Source organism: Neobacillus cucumis (assembly GCF_016908975.1).
GTDB lineage: Bacteria > Bacillota > Bacilli > Bacillales > Cytobacillaceae > Neobacillus > Neobacillus cucumis.
On the sequence record NZ_JAFBEX010000002.1, the window covers coordinates 86,754 to 102,196 of the forward strand.

At 39.8% G+C, this 15,443-nt stretch carries 11 protein-coding genes and 1 other annotated feature; of the genes, 10 read left to right on the top strand and 1 reads right to left on the bottom strand.

Features of this window, described 5'->3' with window-relative positions; all coding sequences use genetic code 11:
- The first annotated feature begins 95 nt into the window (after positions 1–95).
- A complete protein-coding gene (locus JOC76_RS02560) occupies positions 96–1,379 on the top strand; it encodes an MFS transporter (protein ID WP_205175852.1) in 1,284 nt (427 codons plus the stop codon).
- 222 nt (positions 1,380–1,601) lie between these two features.
- Here JOC76_RS02560 and JOC76_RS02565 read toward each other — a convergent pair whose 3' ends face one another.
- Positions 1,602–2,090 carry a hypothetical protein gene (locus JOC76_RS02565; RefSeq protein ID WP_205175854.1) on the bottom strand — a complete coding sequence of 163 codons (489 nt, stop codon included), beginning with the start codon at positions 2,088–2,090 and terminating at the stop codon, positions 1,602–1,604.
- Positions 2,091–2,308: 218 nt separating this feature from the next.
- Here JOC76_RS02565 and JOC76_RS02570 point away from each other — a divergent pair, with 218 nt between their 5' ends.
- From JOC76_RS02570 to JOC76_RS02610, 9 genes are all read left to right on the top strand, one after another.
- Positions 2,309–2,677 (top strand): hypothetical protein, encoded by a 369-nt coding sequence (locus JOC76_RS02570; protein WP_205175855.1) that lies wholly within the window; start codon positions 2,309–2,311, stop codon positions 2,675–2,677.
- Between the two features lie 39 nt (positions 2,678–2,716).
- A complete protein-coding gene (locus JOC76_RS02575) occupies positions 2,717–3,037 on the top strand; it encodes an antibiotic biosynthesis monooxygenase (protein WP_205175856.1) in 321 nt (106 codons plus the stop codon).
- Between the two features lie 77 nt (positions 3,038–3,114).
- Positions 3,115–3,334: a binding site (T-box leader), on the top strand.
- Positions 3,335–3,399: 65 nt separating this feature from the next.
- Complete coding sequence (locus JOC76_RS02580) at positions 3,400–5,100, top strand: 2-isopropylmalate synthase (protein ID WP_205175857.1); 1,701 nt, start codon at positions 3,400–3,402, stop codon at positions 5,098–5,100.
- Between the two features lie 350 nt (positions 5,101–5,450).
- Complete coding sequence (locus JOC76_RS02585; RefSeq protein WP_205175858.1) at positions 5,451–6,611, top strand: DUF4317 domain-containing protein; 1,161 nt, start codon at positions 5,451–5,453, stop codon at positions 6,609–6,611.
- A 261-nt stretch (positions 6,612–6,872) separates the two neighbouring features.
- A complete protein-coding gene (locus JOC76_RS02590) occupies positions 6,873–7,085 on the top strand; it encodes a DUF1540 domain-containing protein (RefSeq protein ID WP_205175859.1) in 213 nt (70 codons plus the stop codon).
- A gap of 271 nt (positions 7,086–7,356) precedes the next feature.
- A complete protein-coding gene (locus JOC76_RS02595; RefSeq protein WP_239557505.1) occupies positions 7,357–8,832 on the top strand; it encodes a TIGR02677 family protein in 1,476 nt (491 codons plus the stop codon).
- A gap of 5 nt (positions 8,833–8,837) precedes the next feature.
- Positions 8,838–10,001: a TIGR02678 family protein gene (locus JOC76_RS02600; RefSeq protein ID WP_205175861.1), complete on the top strand. Its 1,164-nt coding sequence runs from the start codon at positions 8,838–8,840 to the stop codon at positions 9,999–10,001.
- Positions 9,998–14,104: a TIGR02680 family protein gene (locus JOC76_RS02605; RefSeq protein WP_205175863.1), complete on the top strand. Its 4,107-nt coding sequence runs from the start codon at positions 9,998–10,000 to the stop codon at positions 14,102–14,104. The genes JOC76_RS02600 and JOC76_RS02605 overlap by 4 nt, the downstream gene beginning before the upstream one ends.
- Positions 14,097–15,380, top strand: a complete 1,284-nt coding sequence (locus JOC76_RS02610; protein ID WP_205175864.1) for a TIGR02679 family protein — start codon at positions 14,097–14,099, stop codon at positions 15,378–15,380. The genes JOC76_RS02605 and JOC76_RS02610 overlap by 8 nt, the downstream gene beginning before the upstream one ends.
- Positions 15,381–15,443 lie beyond the last annotated feature (63 nt).

The following is a 15,443-nucleotide window of genomic DNA, read 5'->3' on the forward strand; positions in this document are numbered from 1 at the left end:
CCAATTAGAATTAAATATTGGAATATTTATTCTGAAGCTGAATAAATACTTATCACAATATATGCAAGACTATTTTTAAAAAGAAAGGAAAGTTTATGGAAACCCAACAACAAACACTTACAACAGAAAAAACAAGGCCTACACTTAAGAGTGTTCCAAAATACAACTATTATATTTTACTCAGTATCGTCTTTGGAGGCTTTCTCATCTTTGGTTTATCTGAGAACATTAAAGGTCCAGCCATCCCTATCATTCAGAATGAACTGAGGTTAAGCCAATCACAGATTGGTATTCTATTAGCCTTGAATTCTCTAGGCTATCTTATTGCCTGTTCATTTACATCCCTACTAAGTAGCAAAATAGGGATCAAATGGACGGGAATCATTGCTTTTTTATCGATGGCATTAGCGGGTTTTGTTATTTACCTGTCCACAAATTATGGCTTTTTGTCTACTTCTTTCTTTTTTTTATATATTGGAAATGGCATGCTTGAGATAGGTTTAGGGATCATGGCTGCTAGAATTTTCACTAAAAACACTGGGTTCATGATGAATTTATCTCACTTTTTTTATGGGCTTAGTTCAACTGTAGCACCAACCATAGCGGCCTCTTTAATGGGGTGGAACATCTTTGGAGCAAATCTGGGCTGGCGAGGCATGTACCTTTTGGTGTTATTATTGTCTCTGTTGCCAATTATTCCTTCTCTGATAGGTAAATTTCCACATGACACGCATGATGATGATGTAGAGACGGCCTCCTATCAATCTCTTATCAGGGACCCTGTTGCCTGGTTGATTGTAGCGGTGCTTTCTTTCGGGGTGGTCTCAGAGATGGCAGTTGGCAGCTGGCTTGTACAATTTTTGGTGGACGCCTATAGCTGGAACATCCATGATGCTTCTAAAATGTTATCGATGTTTTTCTTGTTTTTCATGCTTGCTCGACTTTTTTTAGGAGCTGTTACCGATAAAATTGGTTATACCTTATCGATCATCATTGCCTCCGCTTTTTCGGGTGTATGCAGTTTAGCAGCCATCCTAACGGGTGAAAAGGGAGCGATCTTATTTGCGATTTCTGGAGTGGGGATTGCCTTGATCTATCCGACTGTCATGGCAATTTTAGCCAAAAGGTATCCAAAGGGAACAGGAACCGCGATTACTTTTACGGTGACATTGATGGGCATTGCAAGTGTTATCGGGAATCTTTTGATAGGCTTTATAATTGATTTGGTGAGCAAGTTGTTTACAAGTGCAAGTGGAGTAGAAAACGAGGTTTTAGGATTACAGGCTGGATACGGTTTTATTGCATCATTAGCCATTTTATGTTCCTTGTGCAGTATCATCCTATTTATAAATCTAAAAAACAAAAATGAACTGATTTGATTTTTTTATGGATGTGTTAAAAGTCATTGTTAATCTTGAAACGATGTTGATTGGAGTGGAAAGCGCGAGACTCTTGCGGGAGTAGGGGGCAGGGGAGGCCCCGCAGGCGCGATAGCGCTGAGGAGTCTCCCCGGCACGCCCGCTGAAAAGGGAAGCACCTGGAACGGAAATCAACATACAAGTTTAACACAGCCAAAAAGATGAAAGCCAGGTAATACCTGACTAATTTGCTGGTTTCGAGATTTCACTTTGATCATTTATATGTTTGGGCTTACTTATATACATTTGGTAAAGATAAATAAGAATTGCATAAGGCATAGCCGTAAAGAAAATGTGTTTAGGCTTGAAACGAACCAATTTGAAAACATGTAATTTTTGAAGAATCCAGCTTGCAGGGTAGGTAAGAAACGAATCCATTAAAATATTTGCTAAAAGGTACAGCCAAAATTTTCCGTATGTAAATCGAAAAATCCAAATGGTGCCGACAAAGAAGGGTCCGAAAATAAAACTAAAGTCATTTAAAGCTTTTTGTAAAGGTCCCCCTTTTACTTTCCACCATTTAAAGGGACCTGACAAAACACTTTCTGCTAGTACTATTAAGGTTGCAAAAGTTGCAACTGGCGTATACTTTTTAAACTCTTCTTTAGGAATAAAGAAAACAGTTAACCATGGTATTAAAAAGAGACCTATTCGGATTAATGCCACCAGCATGATTTAAACTCCTTACTCTTTTTTTATAGAATGCTTAAAATAGATAGGAATATTCATTTTGTGGAGAACCGGCAGTAATTTGACTGCTGGTTCTTTTGGTATGAAAGAGTATGTTTTGTCGAAGTTAAAGAATATGGATTGACATTTAGTATACAATTGTATACAGTAGGAATATAAAGTCATGTATACGTTTGTATACAGATGGAGGGGCCGCATAAATGAGAAACGAAGAATTTAAAGCTCATAGTAAAGACAGACATCATCGTGGAGATGGACATAAACGAAAAGACCATGATCATCACCATCGTGGTGCCAAAACATTTCGCCGAGGCAGGGCAATTGCATTTTTAGAGATGCTGAATATTAAACGTTCAACAATTAAACAACAGTTAGATGCACCTGAGTTTCAATCGATTAACCAAATCCTCGTTGGTGAATTAAAAGCGATGGATATGGTTATTAACGAGTTCGTTCAATTATTTGAACTTCACGAACATGAAGCAATGGAATCTGATCAAAAGAACACGAAACAAGAAGATACAGCTACTGAAGAAGCTTTTGATAATAGTGAGAATGCAGAAGAATAAGCAATTTATATTTATTAATAAAGGATAGGGGATGTTTAGATGTTCGTTCAGTTAAAAAAGTTTATCGTAACAGAAGGAAATGCCGAAAAGGTTGTCAACCAATTCAGTGGGGAAGGCATGCTTGAAAAGCAAGAAGGTTTTATTGATGTAACAGTCATGGAGAAAAAGGTTCGCCGTGGAGATGAAGAGGTTATGGTCATGATTCGGTGGGAATCAGAGGAATATTGGAAGCAGTGGGAAAAGAGTGAAGCGCATATTGCAGGCCATAGAGCAAAATTGGGTAAACCAAAACCTGAGCATATTATTAGCTCGGAAGGTGGATTATATCATATAAAAGCGGTAAAAAATGCAGTTAATTAAGTAGTATAAATAAAAAAAGCCCTCAAACGGGGTTGACTGATTATTAAAAAAATAATAAAATAAGGAAAATTTAAAAAATAAACACAATGAATGGGAGTATTAAGGGATCATTATTGTCTAGAGAGCTGTCGGCTGGTGAAAGACAGTCAATAACTCCCCCAACTCACCCAGGAGTGGTAAGGCTGATATGTAGGTCTTAACGGTTGATTGCCGTCATAAAGTCATTAAGTGGATTCATTTGCGTTTTAATGAATCAAAAAGAGTGGTACCACGTAGGCAAAGCCTGTCGTCTCTTATGAGATGATAGGCTTTTTTATTTGAAAAATTAATTTTATTAAAACTTATAAAGGGTGGTCAACGAAATGAGAAATGTTGAAAAGTATTCTAGAGGGTATTTTATGCCTCCGGTAAAAAGTATGAAATGGGCAGAGAAGGAATACATAGAGGAAGCTCCTTTATGGTGCAGTGTAGATTTGCGGGATGGAAATCAAGCGTTGATCGTACCGATGAGTCTGGAAGAGAAGCTTGAATATTTTCAATTACTTTTGGAAGTAGGGTTCAAGGAAATTGAAGTTGGTTTCCCTGCTGCATCTGAAACGGAATATGCTTTTTTACGGACATTGATTGAACAAGAATTAATACCTGATGATGTGACCATTCAAGTGTTAACGCAGTCAAGAGAGCATATTATTGAAAAAACGTTTGAAGCACTTCAAGGTGTAAATAAGGCAGTAGTTCACCTTTATAATTCAACATCAGTGGCACAGCGTGAGCAGGTTTTTAGAAAAAACGAGGAAGAAATTATCGACATTGCGGTGACTGGAGCAAAATTGGTTAAAAAATATGCTGAGGAAACAAAAGGGAATTTCCAGTTTCAATATTCACCGGAAAGCTTTACAGGTACAGAAATGGAGTTTGCGCTTGAAATATGTAACAGAGTCCTTGATGTTTGGCAGCCAACTGCGGACAACAAGGTGATTATCAATCTGCCAGCGACAGTTTCGATGTCAATGCCTCATGTATATGCCAGCCAAATCGAATACATGAGTGAACAGTTAAGCTACCGTGACAATGTCATTCTTTCACTTCATCCGCACAATGACAGGGGAACGGGCGTTGCAGATGCAGAGTTGGGAATGCTTGCTGGGGCACAGAGAGTCGAAGGAACACTGTTTGGTAATGGCGAAAGAACAGGTAATGTAGACATCGTAACACTTGCCTTAAACATGTTTTCGCATGGTGTCAATCCAAAGCTTAATTTTGAAAATATCTATAAAATCCTTGCCAAGTATGAAAAATTAACAAGAATGAAGGTACATGAAAGACACCCATATGGTGGTGAACTGGTCTTTACTGCATTTTCCGGGTCCCATCAGGATGCCATTGCAAAGGGTATGAAATGGCGTGAGGAGAAAGAAGATCAGTATTGGTCCGTACCTTATCTATTAATCGATCCAAAAGATATTGGCAGACAGTATGAAGGGGATATTATTCGTATTAATAGCCAATCCGGTAAAGGTGGAATCGGATATATACTAATGCAGAATTATGGTCTTGATTTGCCTGCCGAAATGCGTGAAAGCTTTGGATATAGTGTAAAAAATGTATCAGACCGTAAGCATAAGGAACTAATGCCCAATGAAATCTATGACATTTTCTTAAAAGAATATGTGAATATTAAAACCCCGATCGAGTTTATCAATTACAAATTTACTCAAAATGATGATTATGAAACGAATGTTTCGATTAAAATTAATGATGAAGTTCACGAATTTAACGCTGTAGGAAATGGTAGACTGGATGCCATCAGCAATGGTCTTGGAAGCATTTTAGGTATCGATTTTAAAGATTTAGTGTATAAGGAGCATGCATTGGAAATTGGATCGAAAGCAAATGCCGTATCCTATGTAGGAATTACTGCCTTAGATGGGACCGTTTATTGGGGATGCGGAATTGATGTTGACATTATGACCTCTTCCATAAAAGCTTTGTTCAGTGCAGTGAATAATATGGTAACAAGTGTAAATCCTTCAATAGAAAATGGCTTCACATTTTCAAAATAAGTAAGTAAAGAAAATCCCTAGTTAGTAATGTGGGCAGCTGCGTTAACTGTGCTTAACAGGTTAATGTGGCAGCCCTTTATTTTTGATTAAAGAGGCTGTGTTAAAGGTCATTGTTGATCTTTTAACGATGTTGATTGAGGTGGAAGGCGCGAGACTCCTGCGGGAGTACGGGGCAGGGGAGACCCTGCAGGCGCGAAAGCGCTTAGGAGGCTCCCCGGCAAGCCCGCGGAAAGGGAAGCGCCTGGAACGGAAATCAACATCCAAGTTTAACACAGCCTTTAGCAAGAGATTCCTCAAGTTTTACTATTTTCAGGTCTGAACGGTATAATCAGATATGGGAGTTGAATGGAATGAACAAAAAAGACATTGCTAATATTCGAAAACAATTTAAGCTAGATAACTACAACCTGCAAATCAGAGAAATCTTTAATGTGTATGTACAGAAAGAATCAGGCGAGATTTACCATCAAGTCAGTCAGCCGTTTCAAATGCTAGAACAAGAAGCACAAGAATTGTTTTTAGCCAACTTTAAAAAAGTATTAACAGGTCAACTTGATGCTAAACTGTTTGAGCTGAAATTCATGAGGGATGTGGAAGACAGCACCCAAATGTTCCTTTTCGATGGATTGCAACAAGAAACAACGGAAGATTGGAAAGAATATATGCTCGAAATCGTCGTGAAAATGTTTTCTGCCACCGTTTATGAATTTGATACAGTGGTGACGTTTATCCGCGGGGAATATCGAAAACCGACCAAGAAACGGAATGCGGAATCAGAAGAAGGCGGGGATGACCAGGTCTATTCCAACGCGTTTATCCTATGCAGTCTTAATAAAACAGATGTGCCGAAAAAAGCCTTGATGTTTGATTATATCGAGAAGGAATTCAAATCATATAATGTCTTTGATCCGATTATTAATTTAGATTCACCATTAACTGGGTTTCTCTTCCCTGCTTTAAATGACAATGCAGCAGATGTAAACCATATTCTCTACTATACAGGGAAAGCAAATCAACCAGATTATAAATTTATGGAAGAAGTGCTTAATTGTGAAGAGATTATAACGGCTCAGGAAGATAAGGACTGTTTCGATTTTATTTTAAAAGAAGTGATCGGAGACCAAGTGGATTCCCGAGTGATTTCCAATGTGTATGAGGAAATCGATAAGCTGGTTCAGGAGAATCAAGAGAATGAAGAAAGTGAAATCCCTACGTTAGATACACGGGATATCGAGCGCATCTTAACTGTAAGTGGCGTTGAAAATGTGGAGACGGCCAAAGTAGAACATGCCTTTAAAACAGTCGTGGATGATGAAAAACATGAATTCAAAGCAACTAGTTTAGTTCCTAAAACCATCAAAATCGAGACAAAAGTGGCCAATGTAACAATCAACCCGACTGACCTGAAATACGTTAAATATATAACGTTCCAAGGAAAACGGTGTCTATTGTTGGAAATTGATGAAGAGGTAGTTGTGGAAGGATTTAGACTAGAAACAGTTACAATCTAATGTTTAAGAGAGCTGATGATATCAGCTCTCTTTTGTTGGTAAAAAAATGACGGAATCTAAGTATTCTTAATTAGCGAAAGTTGAACATGTATAGTTGTTTCTTTTGAAATCTCCACTTTGACATGATATTTTTCCTTGATGCTTTATGATTGTTTGTACAAAGGAAAATCTAATTGTTATGCCGTAAGGTACTTTGAATGAAATATTGCTTTTTGCAGAAAATAATTTATCAGAGCGGTTAACAAAAAGGGAGGTACAATCATGCCCAAAGTAGAGGTTTCCTGTGCGATTTCAAACTGTACATTTTATGGAGAAGGGAATGTTTGCACAGCTGAAAAAATAATGGTTGAACTAGATAGCCATGCAAGATATGATACAGAAATGTCGTCAGAGTTAGGTGAAAAGAATCATCAGGATGCAGCTAGCTATTCGGCTGAAACTTGTTGTAAGACGTTTAAACCAAAGAAAAGCTGATCAAAGGTATAAAGTAACATAATATTTGACTATAATGAAGAAATATATCGCAAAAACTCTCATAATTGTAAATATTTTAGAAAATCATCATAAGAACACACGACATTTTACATCAAGAATATCGTGTGTTTTTTTGATGCTATTTAATATCAAGTATGAGTAAAACCCGAATGGCCATCAGAAGTATTATTTTACATTTGAATCCTATTATCTATGTTATACAATAATAGTAATTGAGTTTTATAAGGATGATGACATGTTGGAACACACGATGAAAAAAATAATCGAAGCAAGCTATTTAACAGCAGATTCTGCTGCCCACTATCGGACCATTCTTCGCTATTTTTACCATCAGCATGAGAGAATGAGAGATTTTATTGCTCCTGAAGAATTATTGGACTATATGCGGACAATCCCAGCTTTCGCTGACTATCAAGAAGAGCTGCTCCATCAACAACTATCCCAGTTAGTTAAATGGAATAACTTAATCGCTCGGCAGGATATGACCAATGCCAAAACAATCGAGGAATACAAAAAGAAAAGGTTCCGCTATCAATGTACACCGTATACGGTTGAAATTGAGAGAATGCTGGTTCAATTAGAAAAAATCGGCGACACCTTCCAAGGATCCTTGGAGCGGTCACAGTTTGAGCGGCTGCAACAAGCACTGACAACTCTTCAAAAAGAATTGGAACAGAATCTAAATAAACCTGCAGAAGAATATATGCGAATTTGGGAAGATGCATTTCGCTATTTTCAATCAATCCGAACCAGTACGGCCGATTATATTGCCTATATCAACAGTGAACAAACTGACCAGCGCATGCAAACAGAGGCATTTTTAGTCTATAAAAATCAATTTACAACCTATTTACGAGATTTCATCGTCTCACTGCAAAAAACATCGCTGCAAATTCAGCAACTGTTATCAGAACTATCCTCAGACCACTTGCACGGATTTTTTAAAAAGCTGATTGAGCATCGTCAAGCTGTTCCTCGATTAGAAGACGTTTCTTCGTCTGTAGAAGATTGGCTGACGGAGTACCAGGAATATTGGTCTTCACTCTGTCAATGGTTCCTAGGTTCCGCAGTCCATCAGAGTGAACTCGATACGCTCCAGTGGCAGACCAATGAAATGATTCGCAGAATGACGCGCTATGTGCAGCGAATTGGTGAAAGACAGCAGCATTTTCGCAGCCGGAAGAAGGACTATTTGCATCTGGCAAAATGGTTTACAGAGTGTCATAACCTAGAAGAATCTCATAAATTGTCATCTGTTGTGTTTGGTTCGATGTCCATTCAGCATATACAGCTGGAGGAGGGGACAACTGAGAATCTTCACGTCGATACATGGGATGAAGCGCCTGTGGAATTAACCATCAAACCTCGAACGGTCCATTATCGGGAAAAAACCAAACCGGGTTCATTCAACTCCAATGAGAAACGAAAAAAAGCACAGCTAGAGCATTATTTACAAGAACGAGAACAAGAAAGAAAATTAATCGAAACGTATATCAACCAAGGAATGATTAAGCTCTCCGAGCTGCCAACCGTAGAACCATTCATTCGAAAGGTATTACTGAGTTGGATTGGAAAATCAATGGCCAGCAAAAATCGGACCGTTAAGACCGATTACGGGCTGCAGGTCAAAGTGAAGCTTGATCAAAATCAAACAATCACGCTAAAAGCAGAAGACGGAGATTTAGTCATGCCGGATGCAACCTTCGTGTTTGAAGAACAGAGGTGAATGAATTGGAAGAAACTCAAATCTTTGATGAAAAGGCGATGCAAGGTCTTGACTTATTGTTCCATCACTATTGGATCTTACGGGCCGACCAGCCAGAATGGTATCATCTGATTCGCGAGAGGGAAAAGGTGCTTCGCCGCTATATAAATGAAAAGTTCGGGCTACGACTGATTGTTCATCAGCATTTTATTAAACTAGAAAAAATCCCCGTTGAACCTGAGGTATGGATGGGAATCCGGGTTTTCCAAGAACCAATTGATTATGGGATCTTTTGTTGTGCTCTTTCCTTTATAGAGGGTAAAGCAGTTGACGAACAATTTCTGTTATCAGAGCTATGCCAAGACATCCAAACCGATTATCCAGGGGAGTTTCCATTAGATTGGACGCTATATACGCACCGAAGAGCGTTGATTAGAGCGGTTAAAGTGCTGATGGATTTTCAACTGATTCGAACCATTGATGGTGATATTGGACGTTTCGATTATAATGAGGATCAAGAGGTTTTATACGAAGCTACAATATACAGCCGTTATTTTATGCGAACCTATCCTGATGATTTCTCCAGCTTTCAAAATTGGGAAGAGTTAGTCAGAGAGGACTGGAAATTAAATCAAGAGGATGAGCGCAGGAAGAGGGTATATCGCAAGCTGTTTTTTTCACCTGGACTAGAACGGAAAGACCTGCAGGACCCAGATTTTCTTTATATCCGAAACTTTCGAAATCGGTTAGCGGAAGATATTGAGAAACATAGTGATTATAAACTTCATGTCTATAAAAATACGGCGTTTTTATCAATCGCAGCACCGAGGCAGTATCATCAGGTATTTCCTAATACGAAGGCATCAACAGACATTGTTTTACAAGTATCCAAGTTCATTCATACACAGCCCGACCGTTTTAAAGCGAACGAAAATGGCGAGATTTTGATGACTGAAGGAGAGTTCGAACAGGTTATCGATGAATTACGTCAAGCAAAAGCGACCGGCTGGTCGAAATATTTTCGAGAAAATAGTACAAGCGGAGTCCGTTCAGAGATACTGGCGGCGATGAAGGAATGGATGATGGTTGAAGTGGAGGAGGAAACCTCGCTCATCCGGTTTAAGTCGTTACTAGGAGTTTTGACTGGCGAGTATCCAGTTGATTTTGTGAAGGGAGAGGCGGAACAATGACAGAGACAAAATGGGTCATGCACCGGGCAGGTTTATTAAATTTTTGGTATTACGATGACGAAACGTTTGAGTTTTCCGATGGAAAGCTTTTGCTCAGGGGGACCAATGGTTCGGGAAAATCCGTGACGATGCAAAGCTTTTTACCGGTATTGCTTGATGGCAAGAAAACGCCTGACCGTCTCGATCCGTTTGGCTCAAAGGCTAGAAGGATGGAAGATTATCTATTAGGTGAAAAAGAAGTGGTCGACCGGGATGAGCGGACCGGCTATCTATTTATTGAATATAAACAAGCTGGGTTGGAACGGTATATTACAACAGGGATTGGCATGCAGGCCAAACGACATAAAGGCATAAAATCATGGTATTTTGTCATTACCGATAACCGCAGGATTGGGTACGATTTTCAACTTTCCCAAACCCATTTAGGAGACCGTGTTCCTTTTTCGGCAAAAGAGCTGGAGAATCGGATTGGTGCAGGAGGTTATGTCGTCCACACCCAGCGGGAATACATGGAATTAGTCAACAAATATATATTCGGCTTTCAATCGATTGACGCTTACGAGGATTTAATTAAGCTGTTAATTCAGCTGCGCAGTCCAAAGTTATCTAAAGATTTCAAACCGACGGTCATTTATGAAATTTTAGAATCGGCACTGCCTCCTTTGACAGATGATGAATTAAGACATTTATCTGATACGATTGAAAATATGGACCAAACACAGCAGCAGCTTGAGCAGCTAGAAAGAGAATATGAATCTATCAGTAGGTTACTCAACCAATACCATACCTACAATCAATTTATATTAGCAGAACGAGCGGCCAAATGGCAAAATGCCCTTACAAAGCGTGGAGAAGCTGAGCAGCAAGCTGCCGAATTATCGAATCAGAACCAGCAGCTCAGTCAAGAAATCAATCAACTCCAAGAGAAAAGGCAAACCTTTTCTCAGCAAAAAGAAGTGGCTGAGGCGGAAAAGAAGCGGCTTGAGCGACATGAGGTCTGGAACTTAGAAGAAGAAAGGCAAAAAAAGCTGGAAAATATTCAGACCTTAAAGCGTGATATCGACAACCTTGAAACTAAGTGGGACAACAAGAACAATCAATATCAACGAATCTGGCAGGACCGAGAACAGGCAAGAACAGAGTTAACACATCTAAATAAACGGATCGATGAAGTTCTCGATGAGCTAGCCTATGATGCGGAGGAATCTGCTTTTACTCAGCATGAAGTAAATGCCGATGATTTGGAACGGCATCAGTCGGAAGAGTTTGATTTTTCGGTCTGGATTCAAGAAATTAACCATCATGAACAATTGCTCAGCTCGTTGAAACAGTTGGCTGATGAGGAAGTGCGCCTATTTGAAGATCATAACCGTTTGCAGCGGCAATCCTCTGAGAAAAAGAAGGAAATTGATGAGCTTCGCAAAAATTTAGACCACTTGGCAGAGTGGTTTACCGAGGAAAAGCAAAAGCTGGAACAGCAACTATTTGTCTGGATGGACGAACATCCGAAGCTTGTTTTTTCAACCGAAAGGATGCAGACGATTGCCCGTTTAATGGAAGGATTGTATGAAGACAATCGTTACGAACAGGTCCGTGAACAACTATTTGCGGTGCTCAATGATTATCATGCAAACTTGCTGGCCGAGAAACATCTGCTCGAGAAGTCAATCGATGATAAAAATATTGAAATTGTAACTGCAAAAGATGATCTTCACTATTGGAAAACATTAAAAATGCCTAATCCAGAACGGGCGCGTGATACCGATATTTTCCGTGAGCAGCTGCAAAGCGATGGGCAGACGTTTATTCCGTTTTATGCAGCGGTAGAATTTCAGGATCATGTTACAGACGAACAGAAAGAACGGATTGAGTCTGCTTTAAAACAAACGGGAATCCTTGATAGTTTAATCACGGGAGAAGACATTCATCCAATCCATGACCGTATCATCCGCCCTGAACCGCAATTGCTTGGCTATACGCTCGCAGATTATCTGCGTCCGGATTTAGAAGACGACTGTCCGATTGCCAGTACCAAAGTGGATGATGTGTTAAGGAGCATCTCACTAGAACAAGATGGATCTGCTTTCCATGTGGACGTGGATGGAACCTACTCTCTTGGCTGTATAATCGGACATGCACCGAATGAGGGACCATCAAAATTTATCGGACGCTCGTCCCGCAAACGATATCAGCAAGAGAAAATTCAGGAAGTTGAACGGCTGCTAGAACAGCTTCAAAACGAGTTAAGGCAGATACTGAATCAGCAGCAGTTATTTGAAGAAGAGATCCGTCAGGCCGACGAATGGAAACAATCAATCCCTACAGACAAAGTCCTTAGTGATGTGAACGAGCAAATGGAGAAATTGGGGCATCAATTAGAGGAAAAGAAAAATGTTCACCAACAGCTGGATGAACAGTGGAAAATAGTTCACAGCAAGCTTCTAACGGTGAAACTGAAACTGCATCAACTGGGAAGTCAGCTCAATCTTTCCCTAACACAAGACGTTTTAATTCAAGCATTAGAGATGACCAAACATTACCGAACCGAACTGTTTAACCTGCGTGAATTTTTTCAAAAAAGTAAGTTTGCCAAGAAGACAATCCTCCAGTTAACCGATCGAGTTTCTGAAATGGAACTGGAATTAGACGAAATCAAGGGTGACCAAAACGTCAAGGCTTCCCTTTTACGAAAAGAAAAAGTTGAAGTTGAGTCGATCGAGCAGCAATTGAAATTAAAAGGCATCGATGAAATCCGCTGGCAAATTCAGCGGGTGCAGCAATCCCTTAGAGAAGCAGAGGATGGATTCTCTCAATTGCTTGAATTAATCCCCAAAAAGGAAACAGCCCATAATTCTTGTCAAAAAGAGTTAGCTGCTGCCAAAACTAACGCTGAATTCTGGTCTCATATGGCAGATGAGTGGGAAGAAATGGTCAAATCAGAATGGACAAAAAGGTTTATCGAACTCGAAGACGTCAATCCTGAGTGGATTGTAAAAGAGTTGGCACCGATATTAGGAAAATATGACCGCTCTAAGTTAAATGAACAATTAACTAAGGCTTTCATCAATGAGCAAGTCTTCCTAACTGAATATCGGATGTTTGAATACACCGAAGAATGGGAGCGTCCTGAGTGGTTTTCTCAAAATTGGGGTGAGTATTATGAACCCATCTTGAATGAATGGAACCAGCTAAAAGGTCGACGAATCATACAAATGGAATATAAAGGACAGCGGGTCAGCCCATACTTTGTGTTTCATTCCTTAACAAAAGAAGTAGAGGACCAAAAAGGGTGGCTGGATGAACAAGACCGCCAATTGTATGAAGATATCATTGTCAATACTGTCGGAGTTATTCTACGAAACCGGATCCAGCGGGCTGAGAAATGGGTCCACGAAATGGATAAAATTATGAAAAGCCGCGATAATTCATCCGGACTAACATTCTCTATTGCCTGGAAGCCATTAACCGCAGAATCCGAGCAGGAGTTGGATACAGAAGATCTTGTGAAACTGCTGCAAAGAAATAGTAAATTTTTAAACGAGGAAGATTTACAGCGAATTACCAAACACTTTCAATCGAGAATTGCGAAGGCCAAGGAATTGATTCAGCTTAGAAATGAAGGTTCAACACTCCACCAAGTGTTAAAAGAAGTTCTCGATTATCGGAAATGGTTTACATTTGTCCTGTCCTACAAAAGGGTGAACGAACCAAAACGAGAATTGACCAACAATGCCTTTTTTAAATTCAGTGGCGGTGAGAAAGCTATGGCGATGTATATTCCGTTATTTACAGCGGCCTATTCCCGCTACAAAGAAGCAGGCGATATAGCTCCCTATATTATCTCACTTGATGAAGCCTTTGCCGGTGTCGATGAAAATAATATTCGCGATATGTTTGAAGTGGTCGAACAGCTCGGCTTTAACTATATTATGAACTCTCAGGCATTATGGGGTGACTATGATACCATCTCCAGTCTGCCGATTTGTGAGCTAGTCCGCCCAAAAAATGCGGACTTCGTGACAATAATCCGCTACCAATGGGATGGGAAACAGCGGTCCTTGGTATTAGATGATCCTGCAATGGAGCTGGTAAACCATGAATAGAAGCGTGCAAATTCTGCGTGAGGAAGCGGGATTCCATAAGCTTTTTAAGCTATTTAAGGATAAATATCGGTCTCTCGGCAGAATCGGTGGAACGGTCAGTACTCGCAGCTTTACAAAGAAAGAAATGGAATCCATCGCTGGTTTTTTAGGCCAGTCGGCAGATCGGCTGCTTGAAAAAGGCAAGATTTCTTTACTGGACTTTGAACAGGAATTAACACAGACCGTTTTTTCTGGTTATTCACTTTTGCAGTTATTGGAAGAGGTACTCGAAGAAACCATCGTAACAAAACAGGAAGAAAATCATTTAGAAAAACAAAAGGATCAGAATTATTTTCAACAGCTAAGGTTGGAGTATCCGGAAGGTAGCTGGTGGTGGGACTGGATTGAGTCCAAGCCGCCGGAAGCTAGATGGATCTGGTCGCTTTATAAACAAAATCCTCTCGATTTTTTTGAAAAAGTCATCATGGTCTTCAAGGCATTTCAAGAAACGCCTTCCGTAACTGGTAAATTTGAAAGACTGCCATTATTTGCCCAGAAAACAACGGGAAATCCTCATTATTTTGATAATGGTAGTCTAGCAGGAAAATTATTGATTTACTGTATGTACGTAGATCAACAGTTAAAAGGACTTCGTGAAGCAGGGGTGCCAACAGCAACCGAAGAGCTTAATGAATTATTGAGTAGCTATGGGCTGATGCGAGATGATTTATGGAGCTTTGTTTCCTGCCGTGGTTTCTTTGCCAAAGGGGAAATGGGGACTCACCCTGTCTGGGTAGGGGCAGCGGAGACCGAGACGGTTTTAAATGTGCCGATTAAAGAATTATTAAAGCTGAAAGAAGTCTGGCCGGTCAAAGGGAATAAGGTATGGATTGTTGAAAATTCAAGTGTTTGTTCGACAATTGTAGACGAGGTACCCGGAGCTCCCATCATCTGCACACATGGACAATTCCGGGCAGCAAGCTGGGTTCTATTGAATTACTTAGTGGAATCGGGCTGTGTTTTGTATTATTCAGGAGACTTAGACCCTGAAGGAATCACAATGGCTCAACGACTAAAAGACCGTTTCCCAAACCAAGTGATTTTTTGGAGAATGGATACAGCCTCCTATTTAGAATCGATATCGGACGAAGATATTTCAAGCAGACTCTCGAAAATGCAAACCATTACTTCAAGCGAATTAGTAGAGGTTGCAAATGCTTTAATGGAAAGAAAAAAAGCCGGTTACCAAGAAGGCTTGGTTCAGTCGCTTATTAAGGATATCAGGCGGGAGTATTGATAATTCGCAAAGAATTTTGTTTATTGTTAGATCTTAAATTGAAGAATTTTACTTTTGGAAATA